At 62.7% G+C, this 20287-nt stretch carries 21 protein-coding genes; 9 read left to right on the top strand and 12 right to left on the bottom strand.

Annotated elements, in window-relative coordinates:
• Positions 1–3: 3 nt before the first annotated feature.
• The gene (locus tag BLS26_RS34335; protein WP_092517013.1) at positions 4–1095 is read right to left on the bottom strand and encodes a lysine-2,3-aminomutase-like protein; all 1092 of its coding nucleotides are present in this window, start codon (positions 1093–1095) and stop codon (positions 4–6) included.
• A gap of 8 nt (positions 1096–1103) precedes the next feature.
• Complete coding sequence (epmA, locus tag BLS26_RS34330) at positions 1104–2156, bottom strand: EF-P lysine aminoacylase EpmA (protein WP_092518959.1); 1053 nt, start codon at positions 2154–2156, stop codon at positions 1104–1106.
• 265 nt (positions 2157–2421) lie between these two features.
• On the opposite strand from epmA, the gene BLS26_RS34325 reads away from it, so the two are divergent.
• The 3 genes from BLS26_RS34325 to BLS26_RS34315 all read left to right on the top strand — a co-directional run bounded on the left by BLS26_RS34325 (position 2422) and on the right by BLS26_RS34315 (position 5532).
• Positions 2422–3156 carry a hypothetical protein gene (locus tag BLS26_RS34325; protein WP_157676669.1) on the top strand — a complete coding sequence of 245 codons (735 nt, stop codon included), beginning with the start codon at positions 2422–2424 and terminating at the stop codon, positions 3154–3156.
• A 168-nt stretch (positions 3157–3324) separates the two neighbouring features.
• Complete coding sequence (gene efp, locus BLS26_RS34320) at positions 3325–3891, top strand: elongation factor P (RefSeq protein WP_092517009.1); 567 nt, start codon at positions 3325–3327, stop codon at positions 3889–3891.
• Between the two features lie 39 nt (positions 3892–3930).
• Positions 3931–5532: a M23 family metallopeptidase gene (locus BLS26_RS34315; RefSeq protein ID WP_092517007.1), complete on the top strand. Its 1602-nt coding sequence runs from the start codon at positions 3931–3933 to the stop codon at positions 5530–5532.
• Between the two features lie 92 nt (positions 5533–5624).
• Here BLS26_RS34315 and BLS26_RS34310 read toward each other — a convergent pair whose 3' ends face one another.
• Positions 5625–6104 (bottom strand): carboxymuconolactone decarboxylase family protein, encoded by a 480-nt coding sequence (locus BLS26_RS34310; RefSeq protein ID WP_092517005.1) that lies wholly within the window; start codon positions 6102–6104, stop codon positions 5625–5627.
• 50 nt (positions 6105–6154) lie between these two features.
• Between BLS26_RS34310 and BLS26_RS34305 the strand changes: the two genes are divergently transcribed.
• Together BLS26_RS34305 and BLS26_RS34300 are read left to right on the top strand one after the other, a co-directional pair.
• A complete protein-coding gene (locus BLS26_RS34305) occupies positions 6155–6709 on the top strand; it encodes a MarR family winged helix-turn-helix transcriptional regulator (RefSeq protein WP_092517003.1) in 555 nt (184 codons plus the stop codon).
• Positions 6710–6768: 59 nt separating this feature from the next.
• Positions 6769–8004 (top strand): lytic murein transglycosylase, encoded by a 1236-nt coding sequence (locus tag BLS26_RS34300; RefSeq protein ID WP_092517001.1) that lies wholly within the window; start codon positions 6769–6771, stop codon positions 8002–8004.
• A gap of 134 nt (positions 8005–8138) precedes the next feature.
• On the opposite strand, the gene BLS26_RS34295 is transcribed toward BLS26_RS34300, so the two are convergent.
• Both BLS26_RS34295 and recJ read right to left on the bottom strand, forming a co-directional pair.
• Positions 8139–8945: a glucose 1-dehydrogenase gene (locus BLS26_RS34295; RefSeq protein ID WP_172804753.1), complete on the bottom strand. Its 807-nt coding sequence runs from the start codon at positions 8943–8945 to the stop codon at positions 8139–8141.
• A 38-nt stretch (positions 8946–8983) separates the two neighbouring features.
• Positions 8984–10825 (bottom strand): single-stranded-DNA-specific exonuclease RecJ, encoded by a 1842-nt coding sequence (gene recJ, locus BLS26_RS34290; RefSeq protein ID WP_092516985.1) that lies wholly within the window; start codon positions 10823–10825, stop codon positions 8984–8986.
• Positions 10826–11643: 818 nt separating this feature from the next.
• Between recJ and BLS26_RS34285 the strand changes: the two genes are divergently transcribed.
• From BLS26_RS34285 to BLS26_RS36990, 3 genes are read left to right on the top strand one after another with little or no spacing between them, the layout of a single operon-like run.
• The gene (locus tag BLS26_RS34285; RefSeq protein WP_092516984.1) at positions 11644–11871 is read left to right on the top strand and encodes a hypothetical protein; all 228 of its coding nucleotides are present in this window, start codon (positions 11644–11646) and stop codon (positions 11869–11871) included.
• Complete coding sequence (locus BLS26_RS36995) at positions 11868–12020, top strand: hypothetical protein (protein WP_244541783.1); 153 nt, start codon at positions 11868–11870, stop codon at positions 12018–12020. Before BLS26_RS34285 ends, BLS26_RS36995 begins: the two co-directional genes overlap by 4 nt.
• A gap of 14 nt (positions 12021–12034) precedes the next feature.
• The gene (locus BLS26_RS36990) at positions 12035–12160 is read left to right on the top strand and encodes a hypothetical protein (protein ID WP_371361056.1); all 126 of its coding nucleotides are present in this window, start codon (positions 12035–12037) and stop codon (positions 12158–12160) included.
• A 127-nt stretch (positions 12161–12287) separates the two neighbouring features.
• Here the strand turns inward: BLS26_RS36990 and BLS26_RS34275 are convergent, their stop codons facing one another.
• From BLS26_RS34275 to BLS26_RS34260, 4 genes are all read right to left on the bottom strand, one after another.
• On the bottom strand, positions 12288–12683 hold the full coding sequence (locus BLS26_RS34275; protein ID WP_092516983.1) for a glycosyltransferase family 9 protein: 396 nt from the start codon (positions 12681–12683) through the stop codon (positions 12288–12290).
• Positions 12680–13138, bottom strand: a complete 459-nt coding sequence (locus BLS26_RS34270; RefSeq protein WP_092516982.1) for a hypothetical protein — start codon at positions 13136–13138, stop codon at positions 12680–12682. The genes BLS26_RS34275 and BLS26_RS34270 overlap by 4 nt, the downstream gene beginning before the upstream one ends.
• Positions 13126–14265, bottom strand: coding sequence for a tetratricopeptide repeat protein (locus tag BLS26_RS34265; protein ID WP_157676668.1), 1140 nt, complete (start codon positions 14263–14265; stop codon positions 13126–13128). Before BLS26_RS34265 ends, BLS26_RS34270 begins: the two co-directional genes overlap by 13 nt.
• A 777-nt stretch (positions 14266–15042) precedes the next feature.
• Positions 15043–16920: an autotransporter domain-containing protein gene (locus tag BLS26_RS34260; protein ID WP_092516979.1), complete on the bottom strand. Its 1878-nt coding sequence runs from the start codon at positions 16918–16920 to the stop codon at positions 15043–15045.
• Positions 16921–17300: 380 nt separating this feature from the next.
• Here BLS26_RS34260 and BLS26_RS34255 point away from each other — a divergent pair, with 380 nt between their 5' ends.
• Positions 17301–17864, top strand: a complete 564-nt coding sequence (locus tag BLS26_RS34255; protein WP_092518958.1) for a hemerythrin domain-containing protein — start codon at positions 17301–17303, stop codon at positions 17862–17864.
• 50 nt (positions 17865–17914) lie between these two features.
• Here the strand turns inward: BLS26_RS34255 and BLS26_RS34250 are convergent, their stop codons facing one another.
• The 3 genes from BLS26_RS34250 to glpX all read right to left on the bottom strand — a co-directional run bounded on the left by BLS26_RS34250 (position 17915) and on the right by glpX (position 20225).
• Positions 17915–18634, bottom strand: a complete 720-nt coding sequence (locus BLS26_RS34250; RefSeq protein WP_092516978.1) for a haloacid dehalogenase type II — start codon at positions 18632–18634, stop codon at positions 17915–17917.
• 120 nt (positions 18635–18754) lie between these two features.
• A complete protein-coding gene (locus BLS26_RS34245; RefSeq protein ID WP_244541782.1) occupies positions 18755–19213 on the bottom strand; it encodes a GNAT family N-acetyltransferase in 459 nt (152 codons plus the stop codon).
• Positions 19214–19226: 13 nt separating this feature from the next.
• Entirely contained in the window at positions 19227–20225 is a 999-nt protein-coding gene (gene glpX / locus BLS26_RS34240) for a class II fructose-bisphosphatase (protein WP_092516977.1), read from the bottom strand.
• Positions 20226–20287 lie beyond the last annotated feature (62 nt).

The raw sequence follows: 20287 nt of genomic DNA, 5'->3' as shown, positions 1-20287 counted from the left end.
AGGTCACGGCGCCGGAGGATAGAGATGAACGTCGCCGCAATAGTCGACGATACGATACCGCTTTTCCGAAGATAGTTCACCACCTGCGGAATTCTCATGCGACAAATAATTCGGGCCGATCGGCGCCTTGCCATGGCCGCCGGGGATATCGAGCACGTAATCCGGCTGGCACAGGCCGGAGACGCGTCCCCGCAGGCTCCGCATCAGTTCCTGCCCCTGCGCGATCGTGGTCCGCAGATGGGCCGTGCCCGGCGCAAGATCGCCGTGGTGCAGGTAATAGGGCTTGATCCGGCATTCGACGAAGGCCCGCATCAGGGCTTCCAGGACAGCGGCCTCGTCGTTGACGCCGCGCAGCAGCACCGACTGGCTCACCAGCGGAATGCCGGCGTCCGCAAGCCGCGCGCAGGCGGCGCGGGCTTCGGTTGAAAGCTCGCGCGGATGGTTGGCGTGAATTGCGATCCAGGTGGTCGCGCCCTCGACCCGGAGCGCGGCGACCATGTCGCGGTCGATCCGATCAGGTGCGGCCACGGGTACGCGGGTGTGGATGCGGATGATCTTGACGTGATCGATCGCCGCCAGCTCCGTCATGATCTCGGCAAGCCGCCGCGGCGACAGCATCAGGGGATCGCCGCCGGTCAGGATCACCTCCCAGATTTCCGGATGCGTGCGGATATAATCGAGTGCATTGCGATAGGCGGTGTCCGACAGCGCGGTCGCCTTGCCCGGCCCCACCATCTCGCGGCGAAAGCAGAACCGGCAATAGACCGCGCAGACATGCACCAGCTTGAACAGCACCCGGTCGGGATAGCGATGCACGATGCCGGCCACCGGCGAATGCGCGTCGTCGCCGATCGGGTCGGCATTTTCACCGGGCGCGCTCATCAGTTCCAGGGGGCTCGGAATGAATTGACGCGCGATCGGATCATCCGGGTCTTCGCTATCGATCAGGGCGGCGATGTCAGGCGTCACCGCGATCGCGTAGCGCGCCGCGACCCGTTCGAGGTCGGCCAGATCGGCCGCCGGCGCGAGCCCGCGTTCGATCAGTTCGGCGGGTTGCCGCAACGTCGCTGCCAACTTCGGATCGATCCTGTTCATGGTCCTGTTTACGTCTCTCCGGCAGGCGGCGTCCATACCACCTGATCGACCCGCAACGCCCCGCCGGCCAGCATGACCAGGCGGTCGAAACCAAGTGCAACGCCAGAGGCTTCCGGCATCGCGGCGACCGCGTCGAGAAACTCCTCGTCGAGCGGATAGCGCTCGCCGTAGCGCCGCGCTTTCTCGTCCATGGCAGATGCAAAGCGGCGGCGCTGCTCGGCCGCATCGGTCAATTCGCCGAACCCGTTGGCGAGTTCGACGCCGCAGGCATAGACCTCGAAGCGCTCGGCGACGCGCGGATCGGAACTCTTCGCGCGCGCCAGCGCCGCTTCCGGTGCCGGATATTCGAACAGGACCGTCAAACGTCCCTGCCCGAGATGCGGTTCGACATGCTCGACCAAGACCTTGCTGAAAATGTCGGACCAGGTGTCGTCATCGGCAATTCGCACCCGCGCGCCGGCGGCGGCGGCGAGAGCCGCCCGATCACCTTCGCCGTCGGCAATCGTGGCCAGCAGGTCGATCCCGGCAAATTGCTGGAACGCGACCGCGACCGTCAGCAGTTCCGGCTCAGCGAAGGGATCGGCGGTCTTGCCGCGAAATGAAAACTTGCCGATGCCCGTCGCCTGCGCCGCATGCGCGATCACGACGATGGTATCGGCCATGATGGCGTCGTAGCCAGTATTGGCGCGGTACCATTCCAGCATGGTGAACTCAGGCAAATGCAGATCGCCACGCTCGCGGTCGCGGAACACGCGGGCGAATTCGAATATTTTGTTCTCGCCGGCGGCGAGCAATTTCTTCGCCGCGAATTCCGGCGAAGTTCGCAGATAGCGTGTCGCGCGCGAACCATCGCTGCGGATCAGCTCGGTGCGCGGCGCATGCAGATGGGTCTCGTTGCCGGGCGAGACTTGCAGAATGCCGGTCTCGACCTCGGCAAAGCCCTGCTCGTCGAACCAGGCGCGGACAGCCTTGGTGATCGCAGCCCGCGCCATCAGGAACGGCTTTCGATCGGCGTGTCGCGACGTCGACCACCAGGGCGACGGCTGATCGGTCCCCGCCATCAGCAAGCGCTCCTGACAGACCGCTTCAGGTCGCCGATCCATGCGCTGAGGAAACTAGAATATACCATTGATAGTATTTGTCTTTCTACAAGATGGAGCGATTGAGAGAGCCAGGAAATGCCGATCTCCGCTGCGCGCTCGGCCTTATCTGTCGAAAGACCGCAGCATTGTCCATTCCACCGAAACACGCTTTCGATCGATCACGCGATGAACCTCAGGAACCCCTCGCCAGTCCAATGACCGAATTTGGCAACAGGATACGGTCATGGCTGCGAGCTGGTTACTGAGAACGGGATTTGTCGTGCTGTTGGGCCTCGCCGCCGTGGCGCCGGCCAGCGCCGCCAACCCTGGCAGCGAAATGACCAAGCTGACGGATGAGGACGACACATTCACCTCACCCGATGGCCAGGTCATCATCGAACAATATTGGAAGGACAAGGGTGAGTACGACCGCGTCTACGAGTACTGGGCCTTCGACGCCAAGCATGAACATGGCGTGCTGCTGAACCGCGATCAATACACCGATGATGCACGCTATCCCGCCGGATTTCGCTTCAGCCCCAACAGCCAGTGGGTGGTGCGTATGCAGAAGCTCGGCTCCGGCACCCACACGCTGTTCCTGTACCGGCGCAACGGGTCCCGGTTCTCGGAGGCGACGCCGAAGCCGCTCGGCGACATGGTCTGGGACTATTTCTACAGTCAGCCGATTTCCCGCCAGATCCATCGGAAATCTGGGGATCGCGACTCGATCGACCACCCTCAGATCCATCTGGTCAAGGGAGCGGACGACAACTACGCCTCGCAGGGAAGGCATTGGCCGGACAGCCGCTACTTGGTGCTGAGTCTGTCCTTTGACGCGCAGGGTGAAGACCATCCGCTGCCCTGGGTCGAGGACTGGCAGTGCGTGTTCGACACCAAGACCGACAAGTTCTCGATTCCCTCCGATTTGGCCAAGAATAACGCCGAGACGATCGACTACCCCGCCCCCAAGCGGAAGTAAGCACCGGCAAATACGGCTGTTTCCGGCGTAATCCGGGCTGCCCAGAATGCCGGTAAAATGCTGGCATCCACGGCCAAAATCAGTATGTTGCAGCCCGAAACCGCCTCCTTGGCCCCACGGACACCACGTCCGGATTGGGCGGAGGCCAGAAATTCGGGAAAAATCGCTTTGAAAGTCATCGCCAGCTCTATCCGCAAGGGCAACATCATCGAGCAGGACGGCAAGCTGTATGTCGTTCTGACCGCCGAAAACATCCATCCCGGCAAGGGAACCCCGGTCAGCCAGATCGAAATGCGCCGGATCGGCGATGGCGTGAAGATTTCGGAACGCTACAAGACCACCGACCAGGTCGAGAAGGCCACCGTCGAGGATCACAACTTCAACTATCTCTATGAAGACGCCGACGGCTTCCACTTCATGAACAACGAGAACTACGATCAGGTTCAGGTCTCGAAGGACATTGTGGGCTCCGCTGCGCCCTACCTGCAGGAAAACATGACCGTGAAGCTATCGCTGCACGATCTCAATCCGGTTTCCATCACGCTGCCGCAGCGCGCGACGCTGGAAGTTGTGGAGACCGAGCCGGTCACCAAGGGCCAGACCGCCTCCTCCTCCTACAAGCCTGCTATTCTCTCCAACGGCGTCCGCACTAACGTGCCGCCGCATATCGGAACGGGAACGCGAATCGTGGTCATGACCGAGGACGGTTCCTACGTCGAGCGCGCCAAGGACTGAGTCCTCGCAGTTGTAACGGGCGCGCCGGGGGGCGATGCATTGAGCACAAAGGCTGTCCGCTTGCTCACGGGTTGGCTGGCAGCCTTTTGTTTGCTTCTCGCCGGGGCGATCGGCGCGTCCGCCGACGAGTTCAGGACCCCTTCGATCTCGGCCGTGCGCGTCGAATGGCGCGCGGTGCTCGATCAGCTCCACTCCGAGATCAACTCCCAACCGGCGATCGCCTCCACGTTCACGTTCTCCGGCCAGCGGCGGGTGCCGGCCTGGGATCCGCGGGCGGCGCCGGCGCTGGTGCAATTGAACGCCCTTACGTCACAGGTCTTCGCCGGAATCGGGCGCAGCTCGGTGCCGGTGTTGCTGCCGTTCGATACCGCCGGCTATCTCGAGGCGCGCGCAAGCGGCGCCGCGGACAGCCCATCGGTGTCGCGCCACCAGGCCGACTTCCGGCCCGTCGATCTGTTTTACGCCGGCCCAGCCGGCTACGACGCCCAGTTTTCGCTCGAGCCGGGCGCGGGCGAAGGCATGCCACAGAGAACCTTTGCGAAGCCGGTCGAGGTGCAGATCACCGGCTCGATCCTCACCTACGATCTGGCCGATCCCCGGGGCGGCAAGGGCGAACCCGTCAAGGCGCTGGCGGCCCAATTCCCCGACCTGCGCCGCTTCATCCGCGAAGGCTATGTGCGTTACGCCTTTACGAAGTTCGGCGTGCCCTATGTGGTGTCGATCCAGTGTCTCGACTCCACGCCGCGTGCGCGGCGACTAGCCTGCCGCGAAGCCTATCCGGTTGCGGAGCGTTTTCTGAAGGCGCTACGCATTACCGGCGGCCTGCCCTCGCGGCCGCGATGGGATATTTCGTCCGACCTCGCCGAGCGGCCGACGGCGGTTTCGCCCGAGTTCACCTACCGTCCGAGCGGCGACATCATCGCCAGCAGCGGCTCCCGCAAGCAGAGCGGCCATGTCGACTGGACCGCCTATTCGCAGATTCGCTTTCCCGTCGAAAAGGCGCCGGCTTTGGTGCGCTCGCAGTCGTTCGCAAGGCGCGCCAAATCGGAGCAGCCTGCCAGCGGCTATCTGTGGCGAGACAATTTCTGCGAGGCGCGCAGCTTCAACGTCGGACAATGCGCCAGCGGTTTCGGGCACCAGGGCGAGGACATTCGTCCGGGCTCCTGCCTGACGCAGACTGAAGGCGCACCGCCGACTTGCGATCGGAAGCAGCAGGGGGTCGTCGCGGTTCGCGATGGCGTCGTGATCCGCTCACTGAAGCAGCAGGCGGCGACGCTGCAGATCAATACCGCCAAGGAACACATCCGCTTCCGCTATATGCACATGAACCCGTCGAGCATGGACGCCGACGGCGTGGTCAACGGACGTCAGGTCGCCGAGGGCGAGAAGATCGGCGTCGTCTCGAACTACCTCGATCGGCCCAACGGCACCTCGCTGCACCTGCATTTCGACGTGCAGGTGTTCACGCGCGACGGCTGGATCTGGGTCAATCCCTACGTCACGCTGATCTCGGCCTATGAGCGGCTGAACCACGCGCGCGGCCGCGAGATCGGCGTCGAGCCCCAGGCTCCCGCCGCGGTGGCGCACGCGTTGCCGGAGGACGTGGTCCGTCACGACCTGCACGAAGGCGGCGAGAACTGATCCTTCATAGCGTTTTCGAGCGAAGCATGCCCTCGGACCTGATCCGGGGGTGGATACCGGTTCGCGTGAAGAAAACGCGTCAAAAAAAGAGTCTACGATGCCGCCGCGCCGACCGCCTTCGGCCGCGCCGGTGCGGTCCAGCGATAGGCGGCGCCGAACCTGTTCCAGACGTTGATCGAGGCGATCGCGGACGTGAGGTAAGTCAGTTCCTTCTCCGAGAATTCAGCGCCCGCCAGCGCATAGACCTCGTCGCTGACGCCGCCGGGAAGCAAGGTCAGCGCCTCGGTCCAGGCCAGTGCGGCACGTTCGCGTTCCGAGAATTGCGACGCCTCGCGCCACACCACCACCAGGTTGAGCTTGTCCGCGGGCACGCCGAGGCTCTCGCCCTGCAGGATGTGGTACTGCACGCAGAAAGCGCAGCCGTTGATCTGCGAGGCGCGCAGCTTGACCAGTTCGAGCAATTGCTTGTCGATACCGGCTGCTGCCGCGATCTTGCCGAGCGCCAGCACGGCTTCGTAGGCATCCGGGGCCAGCTTCATGAAATCCTTGTATTCCTTGCGGGCGTGTGACATCGGCTCTGCCTCATGTTATCAGTGCTCTGATTTATTATAAGAGCCCTGATATGATCCGCAAGATCACCGCCTCGTCGAAATCCACCGCGCGCGGGCGGCGAAAAACGTCGGCCAAAAATCCGAAAAAATCCCGCACGGCGGCGACCGCGATGACCCGCCCGCCGCCCCCCGGCGAAGGCAAGCGCGGCGAACAGGGCTACCTCGCCTACCTCCTGCGACAGGCCCAGGCCGCGACCCGGCTGACGATGGAACGGTTGCTCGCCGACCTCGGCGTCACCACGCCGCAATTCGTGGTGCTGACCATGCTGAAGGCCTATCCGGGGCTGTCGGGCGCGGATCTCGCGCGCGTGGCGCTGCTGACACCGCAGACCGTCGGCGTCATCATCCGCAACCTCGAACGCGACGGCGCCATCAAGAAGGCCCCGCACCCCGTCCATGGCCGGGTGCTGCAATGGACGCTGACACCGCGCGGAACTTCGCTGCTCGCCAAATGCCGGCGTCATGCAAAGGCCGTCGAGCGGCGGCTCGCGGCAGGGCTCTCGGCCCAGGCGCAGGTCACGGTGCGGCGCTGGCTCGCCAAAATCGCCACAGATCTGGCGCAATAGCTGATCTCTGCGGCGTCTTGGCTTTTGGTGCGCGCCGTCGGCGTCGGTAGACTGAGCACATGAAACAGCCTGATTCTCGGAACTCCCCTTCCCGGCGCACGGTGTTGCAGACCGGCCTTGGCGTGACCGCCCTGCTCGCCACGCCGCTCGCGGGCTTCGCCGCCGCACCGCCCGGCTTCGACGCCTGGCGCGACCATTTTCGTGCGCGTGCGCTCGCCAAGGGCATTTCGGAAGCGACCTGGAACCGGGTGATGGGCCACCTCGAGCCTGACATGTCCGTGTTCAAGCAGATGCAGAAACAGCCGGAGTTTCACGAGGAGATCTGGCAGTACATCAATCGCCGCGTCTCGGACTGGCGCATCATCAACGGCCGCGCGGCCTTGAAAAAAAACGAGGCGCTGTTCGCACGGATCGAACAGGACTTTGGCGTCGAGCGCGGCACGCTGCTGGCGCTGTGGGGCGTCGAATCCGCCTATGGCGATCCGCTGGTGCAGCAGAACCACATGACGCCGGTGTTTCCATCGCTGGCGGCGCTGGCCTGGAAGGAGCCGCGGCGTCGCGCCTATTGGGAAACCGAACTGATCAATGCGCTGAAGATCGTCGACCGCGGCTGGGGAACGCCGGAGCAGATGCGCGGCTCCTGGGCCGGCGCCATGGGGCATACGCAGTGGATGCCCGAAGTCTGGCTCAATGTCGGAATGGATTACGACGGCGACGGCCGCGTCTCGCCATTCGGCAAACCCGACGATGCGCTCGGCTCGAGCGCGCGCTTTCTGGTCAACCGCGGCAAATATCACCGGGGCGAACATTGGGGTTATGAGGTGCGCGCGCCCGGTGCGGCCGCGAGCGGCAGCCGCACCTATGCAGCGTGGGCCAGCGCCGGCGTCACCCGCGCCGACGGCCAACCGTTTGCGCAGCCCAACGCCTCCGCGCAGATGTGGGCGCCGGTCGAAGGCGGGCCAGTATTTCTGCTGGGTCCGAATTTCTACGCCGTGAAGAGCTACAATCCGTCGATGAACTACGCGCTGGCGATCTGCCATCTCGGCGATAGAATCTTGGGCGCGCCACCTTTCATCCAGCCCTTCCCCGGCTCCGAGCGCGCGCTGACCTTGGCCGAGGTGCAGGAAGTGCAGACGCGGTTGACCAAGGCCGGCTTCGACACCGGCGGCACCGACGGTCGCGTCGGCAACGACACCATGCAGGCCGTGAAGGATTACCAGACCAAGATGGGCCTTGAGCCCGCCGACGGCTACGGCGGGCTCAAGGTGCTGGCGCGATTGCGGCAGGGCGGGTGATGCGCTCTCACCGTCATTGCCTGCAACAAACGCAAAGCGTTTGTGCAAGGGAGCGCAGCGACGAAACAATCCAGTCTTTCTTCGTAGCAAGGTGGATTGCTTCGCTTCGCTCGCAATGACGGAAGAGGCGGTCACTATTGCCTAACCACCCCGCCCGCATTCATGCCACCGTCGATCACGAGCTCCGTCCCCGTTACATAGCGCGAGGCGTCGGAGGCCAGGTACAGCACGCCCTGCGCGATTTCGACCGCCTCGCCGGCACGGCCGAGCGGGGTCGCCATTTTGGCGCGCTCCTCGGGATCGATCGGCGCGTTCTGGCCGGCGCCTGTGGCCTCCGTTGGGATCTTGCCCCAGATCGGGGTGTCGATGATCCCGGGATGCACCGAGTTGACGCGGATGCCGTCGCCGAAGGTGGCGCATTCCATCGCGATCGCCTTGGCGAACAGCCGGACGCCGCCCTTGGTCGCGCAATAGCCGGACAGGCTGGCTGCACCGCGCAGGCCGGCCAGCGACGACATCATGATGACAGAGCCCCCGCCGGTCTTGCGCATCGCCGGCAGGCAATGTTTGACCGACAGAAACACGCCGTCGAGATTGATCGCGGTCTGCCGCCGCCAATCTTCCAGCGACATCTGCGTGATCGACGGCACCGATATGCCGATGCCGGCATTGGAGACCAGCACGTCGAGCCGGCCATAACGTTTCATCACTTCGGCCACGACATCAATCCAGCCCTGCTCGCTGGTCACGTCCTGATGCCAAAAGCTGGCTTCGCCGCCGGCCTTCTTGATGCGCGCGACCACTTCAGGTCCGTTCAGATCGTCGACATCGGTCACCGCGACAGATGCGCCTTCGCGCGCCAGCAATTCCGACACCGCGGCACCGATGCCGGATGCCCCGCCCGTCACCAGCGCGACCTTGCCTTGAACCTGTCCTGCCATTTCCACTCCCATGCTTGTTGTTGATCTTGTCCGGGCAACTATCTGATCAGCGCCGGCCCCGGATCCGGCACTGCAACGTCGATCACGCGCATCTGCACCCGTTCCGAGCCCTGGTAGCGGTCGACGGTGAGCGATCCCGCGACATGCAGCGGCTGGCCTCGATTTTGCAGCAGCGCATTTCCCAATTTCTGCCCGATCGAACGAAACGCGATGCCGTTGACGATGGCGCCGTCGCCGGACTTGAACCGCAGGCGCAGATGCGATTGCCCGACTTCATCGGCATAGACCAGTTGATGCGCCGGCAGCGCGATCACCGCCTCCGGATTACCAGCGCCGAACGGCCCAGCCCGATTGAGCGTCGCCGCAAACTCGGTCGTCACCCCGCGCGCGCTGACCGCGCCGTCGATGAACAGCTCGTTCTCATGACGGGAGGCGGCGACGTCGGCGGCCAGCGCGCTTTCCATGAAGGCGCGGAATTCCGCGAGCTTCTCCTTGCGCAGCGTTACGCCGGCGGCCATGGCGTGGCCGCCGCCCTTCATCAGCAATTTCTCTTTCACCGCCTGCCGAACGGCCTTGCCGAGATCGACGCCGGATATCGAGCGGCCCGAACCGGTGCCGATGCCGCCCGGCTCCAGCGCAATCGCAAACGCCGGACGCGAAAACTTCTCCTTCAGCCGCGAGGCCACCAGGCCAACCACGCCCGGGTGCCAGCCCTCGGCCGCCGTCACGATGACCGCGCCCTTGTCTTCGAGCCCGAGCGAAGCCAGCGCCTCGGCTTCCGCCTGCGCTTCGGCGGCCTGCTCGATCAGGCGGCGTTCACCGTTGAGGCGATCGAGCTCGGCGGCGATCCGCGCGGCTTCCGAGATATCGCCTTCCAGCAGCAGCCGTACCCCGAGATCGGCGCGTCCAATGCGCCCGCCGGCATTGATGCGCGGCCCGAGCATGAAGCCGAGATGCCAGGCCTCGGGTGGGCCGTTCAGCCGCGACACGTCCATCAGCGCGGTGTGCCCGACATGGTCGCGGCGGCGCATCGCGATCAGGCCCTTGGCGACGAAGGCGCGGTTGAGACCGGTCAAGGGTGCTACGTCGGCGACGGTGCCGAGGGCTACGTGGTGCAGCATGCCCAGCAGATCCGGCTCCGGCCGCTCCGCGTTCCAGAAGCCGCGGGCGCGCAATTCGCGATTGACCGCCACCAGCGTAATCAAGACGAGACCGACGGCGGCGAGATAGCCGAGGCCGGAGAGATCGTCGGCCCGGTTCGGGTTCACCAGCGCATCGACCTCGGGCAATTCGTCGCCGGTCTGGTGATGATCGATGACGACGACGGACATTCCGAGCTTCTTCGCTTCGGCCAGCGGCTCGAGGCTGGTGGTGCCGCAATCGACGGTCACCAGCAGCGTGGCGCCCTTGGCGCTAAGCGCGCGCACCGCTTCCACATTGGGCCCGTAACCCTCGAAGATACGGTCGGGAATATGAATCAACGGATCGAGCCCGCAATGGCGCAGGTGCCAGGCCAGCAGCGCCGCCGAGGTCGCACCGTCGACATCGTAGTCGCCGAAGATCGCGACCTTCTCATTGCGCGTCGCCGCATCGGCAATGCGCTTGGCTGCCGTCTCCATCTGCGTAATTGTGTAGGGATCGGGCATCAACTTGCGGATGGTCGGATCGAGAAAATCCTCGACCTCGTCGATCCCCACGTCACGGCCGGCCAGCACCCGCGCCAGCATCTCCGGCAACTGGTAGCGTTGCGAGATCGCCAGCGCCCGCGCCGCGCCGCGGGCATCGAGCCGGTCGCGCCACAATTTCCCGGTCGCGGAATGCGACACGCCGAGAAACGCCGGCGGCGCTTCAACGGGAATGGCGGTTACGGGAGGTGTCATGATGCTTTCAGTTCGGGGCCAACCCCAAGTCCTAATCTGCGGTCCTAACTGCGCGTTTCCGATTTCAATGTCAAAGCAGCAGACATGGTTTTTCCACCCGCGGCGCCGATGCGCCCGGGGATTTGAAAGATATTTTGCGTCCTCAGAAATCAGAGGGCGCGGGGAAGACCGGATGCGCGCTGCACCCGAGGTCTCGCAGGCGTGTTGCACAGAATAGGCTGCCCACGAGCATACAGGTTCAGCGGAGAACATCCGGCCTCCCCCACGCAATGGCTTTACGGCTTATACGAAATCGTCCTGGTGACCGGCTTTCTTGCCACCATCATCAGCGCGAAGCGTTAGCCTTTTGCCAACTTGACGCCAGCACCGGGGCGTCGGACCCAAACGATTTCGCCGTACGCAACGGATGCGCTCGTCAGTCGCAGCCTCGCGTCCATCGCATCTCACCGCACGGTCGTGACGATCGCGATCGCCCCTCTTGTTGCCGCGAGACGGGCGGAGTTAAACTCCTGATTTGCCCGACGGCTCAACAGAAATATTTTTATCCGAAGGGCTGGACAGGGTTTTGGTGATTTGCCCGTCGGGCTACTTTGTCGCAGGCGCTGCGTGAAGATTTGTCTTGCACGCGCGACGAAACAGTTTCCCGGCACGCCGCCTTGGCATCTTGTGAACCAAGCGGAACCCATCAACTGTGCCGGTGCAGCGCGATGGGTTTCGCAAAGGGCTCAACCCATCCTGGACGCGGCATCCACAATTAGGACAAATAAAGTTCCCCAGAGATGCTTCCGTGCTGCCTGGGAAAGGTCTATCCTTCAACCATGACCAAACTGCTTGAACAAGCGGTCGACAGCGTGCGCACCCTCCCTCCAGAGGTGCAGGACGAACTCGCGCGTTTGCTTCTACAGGTGGCCGGCGAGGAGCAACCGGTTATCCTGTTAACGCCCGAAGAACGCGCCGACCTTGCCGAAGCGGATGCGGAGATCGCGCGGGGTGAGTTCGCCACGGACGAACAAATGCGCGCAATCCTGGCAAAGCGAATCGTGTGAAGCTGCGTGTCACAAGGCGCGCGGCGACGCAGATTGAAAAGGCACTCGACTACATCGAGGCAGAGTCACCGCAAGGCGCAAACCGCATGCGCGAGCGTATTCAGACGCTGTTCCTTTTGCTGACCCATCTCCTTACGCAGGGCAATTGACTGACCTTCCCGGCGTGCGGCGCCTGGTCGTGAGCCCCTACCCCTATCTGATTTTTTACCGCGTCACCGACCGTGAAGTTATCATTCAGCGCATGCGCCACACGTCACGCCGACCGCGCTCCGGGTCAGGTTCACTGTAGCCAGGTTCACACGGCGGAATAGCCCGTGGTCTTGGAGCTTGGTTGCGCGGATTACGCCGGAACCCTGTCATCGTACAAATTCTTGCCTCGTGTCTCACTTATGGGGTGCAGTCCAGCACTGTCACTCTCACCGCCGTCCGGCAATCCACTCGCTCAAATCAGCCCGCATGCGGTCAAGCACGTCGGCATAGTTGCGGGTTGCAGTTTGCCTGAACAATCGCGCGGTCGGGTACCACGGACTATCGTCGCGGTCGAGCAACCATCGATAGTCCGGAACATAAGGAAGGAGGATCCAAACCGGCTTGCCCAGCGCACCTGCGAGATGCGCGACGCTGGTGTCGACCGAGATTACCAAATCCAATCGCTGGATCAGCGTCGCCGTGTCGGCAAAGCTATCGAGCTCGGGGGCCGCATCAAGGATGTCGCTGCGCTGGCGGAGGATCGCAAGGTCGCTTTCGCGCACGTTCTTCTGGAGGCTAACGAACTGCGCTACGACATCGAACAGCGGCGTCAACGCTTTCAAGGGCACGGACCGGTTGTGATCGTTCGAATGTTCGGGGTTGCCGGACCAGACGATTCCAATCCGCGGCTGGCCCGTTGAACCAAGGCGCGCCTCCCAGTTCCCCCCCCCCGCTGGCCGATCGACAGATAGGGCACGCTTGACGGGATGGTGTCGGGCATGGTGTCGAACGCCAGTGGGAGGCTCGCCAGCGGGCAGTGAAAATCGTGGTCCGGTAACGTCTCGCCCTTGACCACGCACTGCATGATGCCTACGACACCGGACAGCAGCTCCTTGAGGGGCCGATCAATCTCCAGGATCACCCGCGCTCCGCGTTCCGCCAGGAGCGGAATATAACGGCAAAACTGGATCGCATCACCCAGGCCCTGGTCATTGTGCAGGAGCAGCGTTTTGCCGGCGATCGGCTCTGCTCCCAGCCACAGCGGTTGGCTCCATGACCGCCCCCTCAGGTGAAGCAAAGGAGATTTCCAACGCCATTCGGCTTCGACCCAGCCGCTTTGAAATCACCAACGCGCAATCTGTTGATGGCGAGATTCCAGTGCGTGTCGCCATTATCCGGCTCCAAGGCAAGCGCTGTCTGGTAGCTCGGCAAGGCCTCATCGGGTCGCAACAAGTTGTCAAGGCAAACTCCGCGATTGGCGTGGGCATCGGCGAAATTGCGATTAAGCGCGATCGCGCGGTCATAATCCGCCAACGCGTCCTCGGCACGGTTAAGCGCCGTTAACGCGTTACCCCGATTGTTGATGGCTTCGACGAGATCGGGAGCGAGCGCAATGGCACGATCGAGCACAGCGAGAGCCTCATCGAACCGCTTCAACCGTATCAGAGCGAACCCCAGATTGCTGAAGGCGCCGGCGCCCTGGGGCCTCACCTTAATCGCCTTGCGGAGTTGTGCGGCGGCCTCCTCAAATTGGCCCATCTGAAACAGCACGGCACCCAGATTGTTTCGGGCGTCGTAGTTTTTAGCGTCGGCCGCAAGCGCCAAGGTGTAGCTCGCGGCCGCCTCTTTCAGTCGCGCGAGAGTTTGAAAGCACAATCCTTTGCTGAATAGGGTGTCGAATCGGCCCGGCCGGATCGTGTCTGATTGTTCGAACCTCGCGAGCGCCTCGACATAACGCCCCAATTCGATCAGGAGCGCCCCGCTCTTGTCTGCGGCATCAAGATGGCGCGGATCAAGCGAAAGCGCGTGATCGTAGGCGAGCAGCGCTTCTTCGAAGCGTTTCTGCCGACGCTGGAGATCGCCGATCTTGACCCAGACATCGGCGGAATCCGACTTGAGCGTGAGCGCGACTTCATAGCTCTTCAAAGCTTCCGCGAAGCGATCCTGGCGAGCCAAAAAAGTGCCCAGACTGGAAAAATACTCAAGATTGCCGTGATCGATGCGAATCGCACGCGCGACAAAATCAATTGCGATATCGATCCTGTTCGCTTGAGCATGAAGCAGGCCGGCCAGATGTAGAGAATCGGCGTGTTGCGGATCTGACGCCAAGGCCCGCCGAACCCGCTCTTCGGCGACCGCGAACCGCCCGGACTGGAAATGCCGCAGGCCAGCAAGATACAGTGAAGCGGCGGAGTCCTTCGACAAAATTACCAACTTCTCCGTCGGCACAAAGTTCAGTGCGCTTCATTACGTAAGGTCGATTACATCGTCCATGACAACCCGTGCACGAGCGGTAGCTGATTCTTTGCGCGCGAGGAAGCCGTTGCGCGGCAACAGCCGTGCATGCAGGAGTTGCGGTGACGGCGCACCTAATTCTCCGTTTGGCGCTTTCCGTTCTCACCCCTGTTCGAGTTCGAACTCCGCGAGGATTCGCGCAAACGCAAGATCAATTAATTTAGTGCAGTCCAGCACTGTCACCGAAATTCCGTAATTCGCAGTCTCTTGCGCGAGAGCTACTCAGGGCTTCGCTACGGACTTGACGGGTGCGTTCGGAGCCATTCCAGTTGTTACAGGTGGCGAACGCATCATTTCAAGGCTCGTTTTCACAAGGCTCGTTCTCATCAGTGCCCACACCAAGAAGATCGACGCGAACAGGCATATGATGGCGAAGAGACCAGTGTAGCCTGGACCTTGGCGGCGGCTTCCGGGCGCCTTTTCATAAGTGTGCATGATCCTCACTCCATAGAGATTTTGAGGGTCAACATTTCAAGAGCTTTCAGGTTCCGACCGCCATTCATTCGCGCATTGATCCATGTCAATGCTCTAAGAATTGTATAAGCTGCCCGGCTTGCAGGTCCTCAATGAGGATACAGAGGTGCCCCGCGATCGATCTCGACTGTGAATCGTGGGCGTGCGCATCGTCCCCGCTGACATGCAAAAGCCGCCCCCATCGGGAGGCGGCTTTTGGCAAAGAGCGACAGCCTAGAACGAGATCTTCAACCCGCCATTGCCGTAGAAATCGTTGCCGCCCTGGCGCGCGAAGGTCTGCGAGATGTTCGCCGTCAGCGCGACGGTGTTCGACACCGGCGCCACCACACCGGCCGCGACGCGGCCATAGACGTGTTGCGACGTCGAATTCGGCACCGTCCAGTTGTTGACGATCAACGGCGCGGACGTCGCGCCGAACTGGATGATCCGTCCGTTGCCGATGAAATCATCATCCATCGTCAGGTTGACGTAGGGATTGATCATCCGGCCAGAGACCAGAAACGGAAAGCGGAACTGCGCGCCGACGCTGCCGATCAGGGCCTCCGCGGTCTGCTGGCCGACGTTCAGGGCCAGCACCGGATCGCCGTTCTCGGTATAGCCGTTGACCCGTGCCCGGGCGTAGGTCAGGCCGCCGATCGGACCGACCTGCGTTCGGCCGGCGTCGAAGAGATAGCCGACCTTGCCGGCGGCGACGAAGCTGGTTCCGTCGGGGGCCGAGGTGATGGTGTCGACGACGCCCGGCCGGCTGTTGCGATAGTTCTGCCAGCCGACGGTGGCGAGGCCCTGGGCAAAGAAATGCGCGTTGGTCCATGCGCCATAGGCACCGAATTGATAGGCGTTCGCTGCGGTCGTGCCGCCATTGTTGAAGAACCGCGCCCTGGGATTGGAGTAATCGAAGGCCGCGCCGACGAAGGCGTTGTTGTTGATGCGATACTCGGTCCCGATGGTGCCGCCGACGCTGTCGAGGTTGAAGCCGTTGGACGCCACCGTCGCCTGACGGTCGCTGTAGGCGCCGTTGCCCAGCATATAGAACGACCACGGATTGACCGGCGCCAGGATTGGCGCCTTGGTGTAGGGCACCTTGGTGTAGGCGGCGTAGGCGTTCATCGACGACGACACCAGCGACATCTCGCGGAAATTGTCGAGCTTGCCGAACAGCGTGGAGGCGAAGCCCATCGCCGAGTTCATGCCGACGTCACCCTGCGCCGGCAGCGTGAGCGGTGCATTGAGGCGGTTGACGATGTATTCGCCCATGATCGCAAATCCGAGCGACGTCAGATGGACGCCGTCGAAATAGAACAGATACTGGTTCTGCAGCGCGGTATTGCCGATACAGGCCAGCGGACAGGCGCCGACATTGGCGACGCCGTAGCGTGAAGGGTTCGCCTTGATCAGGCTACCGAGCAAGGAGACATTGACCAGTTCGACGCGGACGCCCGAGCGCGCGATGGCGGCCAGCGCCGCCTGCATCTGGGCGTTATAGTTCAGGCTATAGGCGGTGCCGATCGATGCGGCCGGGTTTCCCGTCGCTTCCGGCAATTGGCCGACATCGCCGGTCGTGAAAACGAGCGTGCGCGCACCCACGCCGATAAGCGCATTGATGCCGTTCAGCGCCTGGGTGGCGCTATTCGTGGCGGCCGCCTGAACACCCGCCAGTGTTCCGCCGGTCTGATAATATTGCCGGGCGTCGTTGCCGCCGATGCTGATTTCCACGAGATCGGAGGAGGAAATCTTCTTGCCCGAGGCAACGAAGCCCTGCCACTCCTGGGTGAAGCCGGGAATGCCCGGACCGACGGTGTTGGTGGTGTCGGTCTTGGCGCCGCCGATGGCAAAATTATTCTGCGAGATTCCCAAGAGCGCCGACGTCGTGTCGACGAAATTGGTGCCGCCGCTGAACCGGCCGGTCGGATATTGCGGCGGATTCGGCACGCCCAGGATCTTGAAGAGATTTCCGGTGTCGGCATAGCTGTCGCCGAAGGCCTGGATGGTCGAGAAGACCGTCTGTGCGGCGGCCTCGTTGCCGAGTGGAAAAAGCGTCGCGCCCGCAGCGACCGCAGCGCATAGCAAAGCCGATTTTGTCCCGGTACGCATGTCCCCATCCCCAACTGTTTATTATTGAGGCAATGGTTCCATGCTACCGGGGATGCCGACAAGCGCGATTCGTACAATCTATGCGGGTTTTCGCCAGGTGTGCTTTTACAACACCAGTTTGCATTGCACGCGAATGCACGTGGGCGGATCGGTGCCCTCGCCGCAGCGCACCGGTCTCGGTGCTGCGGAGCAGCAAGCGCGCTGCACTGCGTCCGAAGCGAATCGAGATCGGCACGCGCCAAACGGCAAATTCGGTGCACCGAAATTGCGTAATCCCTCGCACAATATTCCAGCTCAGATTCTTGCTCAGATTTGATCTGCCGCAACATTCGAATACCGCGTCGGGATAATCTGTGGTGGTACACCGTGAAGGCGCCGCCATGATCATTGAGCGCTTGACCCAAGAACACCGCAATATTGAGAGGCTGCTTGCCGTCCTCGAGCACGAACTTGAGGTTTTCGATCGGGGAGATCGCCCCGATTACGAGGTCATTCGCGCAGTCATCAGCTATTTCGAAGTCTACCCGGAAGTATATCACCATCCCCAGGAAGATCTGGTCTTTGCCAAGCTAAGGGAGCGCGATCCGGCTGCGGCTGCCAAGATCGGCGATCTCGCCCGTGAGCATCACAAAGGGGCCGATCGCCTGCGCCGCGTCGCCCAGGCCGTTGGCTACGTGCTCGCGGATGGTGAGGTGCTTCGGCAAGATGTCGATACCATCGTTCGCGATTTCATCACCCACGAGCGGCGCCACATGATGATGGAAGATCAACATTTCTTTCCTGCGGCGCTGAAGGCCCTTAGGCCCGAAGATTGGACGGAGATCGCTGCGGCCGTAACCAGTCACAAGGATCCGCTGTTCAGCGATGTCACCGAAGAGCGGTTCGATGCGCTACGCGCGCATATTTTACAGCTGGAGCAAGAGGCTGAAGCCGAACGAAAGTAGCCGCGTCCTACATTAGCAATGCCTGGTCGTGCCTTGCGTCCAGAGCTGCTTTAGCAACCCATCTGGTCGGCGATGCCGCCAAAGTCCTTGGCGACGACGTCCCAGGCGCCCCTCGCCTCGAAATCGTATTTCTGGTGCGGGCCGTATTCGGTGGGGCGCGGGACGAAGGCGGTCTTGAGGCCAAGTTTTTGCGCGGCCTTGAGGTCGTTGTTGTGGGCGGCCGCCATCATCACCTGCTCCGGCTTCAGGCCGAGCAGCTTCGCCGCGCCGAGATAGGTTTCCGGATCGGGCTTGTAGTGCTCGAACAGTTCGGCCGACATCACGAGGTCCCACGGCAGGCCGGCGAATTTCGCCATGTTGGTCAAGAGCGCGACGTTGCCGTTGGAGAGCGGCGAGATGATGTATTTGGCTTTCAGCCGGGTCAGGCCCGCGACCGTGTCGGGCCACGCGTGCAGCCGATGCCAGCCCATCGTCAGGTGATGCAGGTCGGCTTCCTTCAGGCCAGGAATCGAAAACTGCGCGACCAGTTTTTCCAGCGACTGCCGGTGCAGCGTATCGAGGATCACGTAGCCGCGTTCGGGATGCTTGCGGACCTCGTCCATCGAAGCGGAATAGACCGCCCGCCAGCCGTCGACCAGCGCGGTCCAGTCGGCCTTGATGCCTGAGGTCTCCGACCACTTGGTGAAATCGTTGATCAGGCTGGTGCGCCAGTCGACGCAGGTGCCGAACACATCGAACACCAGCGCCTTCACCCCGGAAATATCAGACATGCTCACTCCCGTTTTTTGTTGTTGATTTTTGTTGTCATTCCGGGATGGTCCGAAGGACCAGACCCGGAATCTCGAGATTCCGGGTTCGATGCTTTCAGCATCGCCCCGGAATGACGGCGGCTAGAAAATCTTCCTGTACTGCATGAAGCCTGAATCGTCGGCGACCTGGTCGTAGAGAATCCTCGCTTGCGCGTTCGTTGTCTGCGTCAGCCAGTGCACGCGGCTGGCGCCGGCCTCCTTGGCCTTCGCATACACGGCTTCAATCAGCGCCCGGCCAAGGCCGAGCCCGCGCGCGGTGTCGCTGACAAATAGATCCTGCAGATAGCAGTAGTTGCCGACCGTCCAGCTCGAGCGGTGAAACAGGTATTGCACGATGCCGGTCAGCTTGCCGTCAACGTAAGCGCCGAGCAGGAACATCGGTTCGTCCGGATCGTGAAACCGCTGCCAGGCGACATCACTGGCGCCAGGCGCCAGCGTCGCCTTGTAGAAAGCAAGATAGCCGTTCCACAGCGGCTCCCATGCCGCCCGCTCGTCCTTGCCTACGGGGCGAATGACGACGTTGGCGGACTTGGCTATCACTTGGCTAATGCTCTCAATCCAGATGGAACTTGTCGAGCTGGCGGTGCTCGGCCTTGATGTAACGGACGGTGCCGGTAACCGAGCGCATCACCACGGTTTCGGTCTCGATCACGTCCTTGCGGAATTTGACGCCCGAGAGCAGCGAGCCCGTGGTGACGCCGGTGGCCGCGAACAGGCAGTCGCCGCGCGCCATGTCCTCGATGCCGTAAATGAACTTCGGATCCTTCACGCCCATCTTGTGGGCGCGCTCGCGCTTCTCTTCACTGTCGAGGATCAGCCGGCACTGCATCTGGCCACCGATGCAGCGCAATGCCGCCGCCGCCAGCACGCCCTCGGGCGCGCCGCCGGTGCCGATATACATGTCGACGCCGGTGTTATCAGGGTCGGCACAGTGAATGACGCCGGCGACGTCACCGTCGGTGATCAGACGCACCGCAGCACCAGTGCTGCGGACGCCGGTGATGATGTCGGCGTGGCGCGGACGGTCGAGCACCAAGACCGTGATCGCGGAAGCGTCGACGCCCTTGGCCTTGGCGAGCCGGCGGACGTTGTCGGCGGGCGACGCGTCGAGCTCGACCACGCCCTTTTTGTAACCGGGACCGACGGCGATCTTCTGCATGTAGACGTCGGGCGCATGCAACAGCGTGCCGCCATCGGCCATCGCCATGGTTGCGATCGCGCCCGGCATGTTCTTGGCGCACAGCGTGGTGCCTTCGAGCGGATCGACCGCGATATCGACCTGCGGGCCGGCGTTGAGGCCGACTTTCTCGCCGATAAACAGCATCGGCGCCTCGTCGCGTTCGCCCTCGCCGATGACGATAGTGCCTTCAATCGGCAGCTTGTTGAGTTCGCGGCGCATCGCGTCGACCGCGGCCTGGTCGGCGGCCTTTTCCTGGCCATGGCCACGCAACCGTGCCGCCGAGACCGCGGCGCGCTCCGTCACGCGCACGATCTCGAGCGTCAGGATGCGCTCGAGCAATAGCTGCGGCGGAACGGAAATATGGGTCGACATCTCAGCAACTCCCTTAGAGCTTTGTGACGGCCCCATCGGGCCGCCATCGATCGTTTGGTTCG

It is taken from the genome of Afipia sp. GAS231 (genome assembly GCF_900103365.1).
In the GTDB taxonomy this organism is placed as follows: domain Bacteria; phylum Pseudomonadota; class Alphaproteobacteria; order Rhizobiales; family Xanthobacteraceae; genus Bradyrhizobium.
This window is presented reverse-complemented; position numbering and strand designations above follow the sequence as displayed.

Bases quoted from the DNA above. Each gene is read 5' to 3' on its own strand.
- BLS26_RS34295 (WP_172804753.1), bottom strand. From the start codon at position 8,945: ATGGCAGGACAGGTTCAAGGCAAGGTCGCGCTGGTGACGGGCGGGGCA.
- BLS26_RS34260 (WP_092516979.1), bottom strand. From the start codon at position 16,920: ATGCGTACCGGGACAAAATCGGCTTTGCTATGCGCTGCGGTCGCTGCG.
- glpX (WP_092516977.1), bottom strand. From the start codon at position 20,225: ATGTCGACCCATATTTCCGTTCCGCCGCAGCTATTGCTCGAGCGCATC.
- epmA (WP_092518959.1), bottom strand. From the start codon at position 2,156: ATGGCGGGGACCGATCAGCCGTCGCCCTGGTGGTCGACGTCGCGACAC.
- BLS26_RS34285 (WP_092516984.1), top strand. From the start codon at position 11,644: ATGACCAAACTGCTTGAACAAGCGGTCGACAGCGTGCGCACCCTCCCT.
- BLS26_RS34305 (WP_092517003.1), top strand. From the start codon at position 6,155: ATGATCCGCAAGATCACCGCCTCGTCGAAATCCACCGCGCGCGGGCGG.
- BLS26_RS34255 (WP_092518958.1), top strand. From the start codon at position 17,301: ATGATCATTGAGCGCTTGACCCAAGAACACCGCAATATTGAGAGGCTG.
- BLS26_RS34335 (WP_092517013.1), bottom strand. From the start codon at position 1,095: ATGAACAGGATCGATCCGAAGTTGGCAGCGACGTTGCGGCAACCCGCC.
- BLS26_RS34250 (WP_092516978.1), bottom strand. From the start codon at position 18,634: ATGTCTGATATTTCCGGGGTGAAGGCGCTGGTGTTCGATGTGTTCGGC.
- BLS26_RS34325 (WP_157676669.1), top strand. From the start codon at position 2,422: ATGGCTGCGAGCTGGTTACTGAGAACGGGATTTGTCGTGCTGTTGGGC.
- BLS26_RS34300 (WP_092517001.1), top strand. From the start codon at position 6,769: ATGAAACAGCCTGATTCTCGGAACTCCCCTTCCCGGCGCACGGTGTTG.
- recJ (WP_092516985.1), bottom strand. From the start codon at position 10,825: ATGACACCTCCCGTAACCGCCATTCCCGTTGAAGCGCCGCCGGCGTTT.
- BLS26_RS34310 (WP_092517005.1), bottom strand. From the start codon at position 6,104: ATGTCACACGCCCGCAAGGAATACAAGGATTTCATGAAGCTGGCCCCG.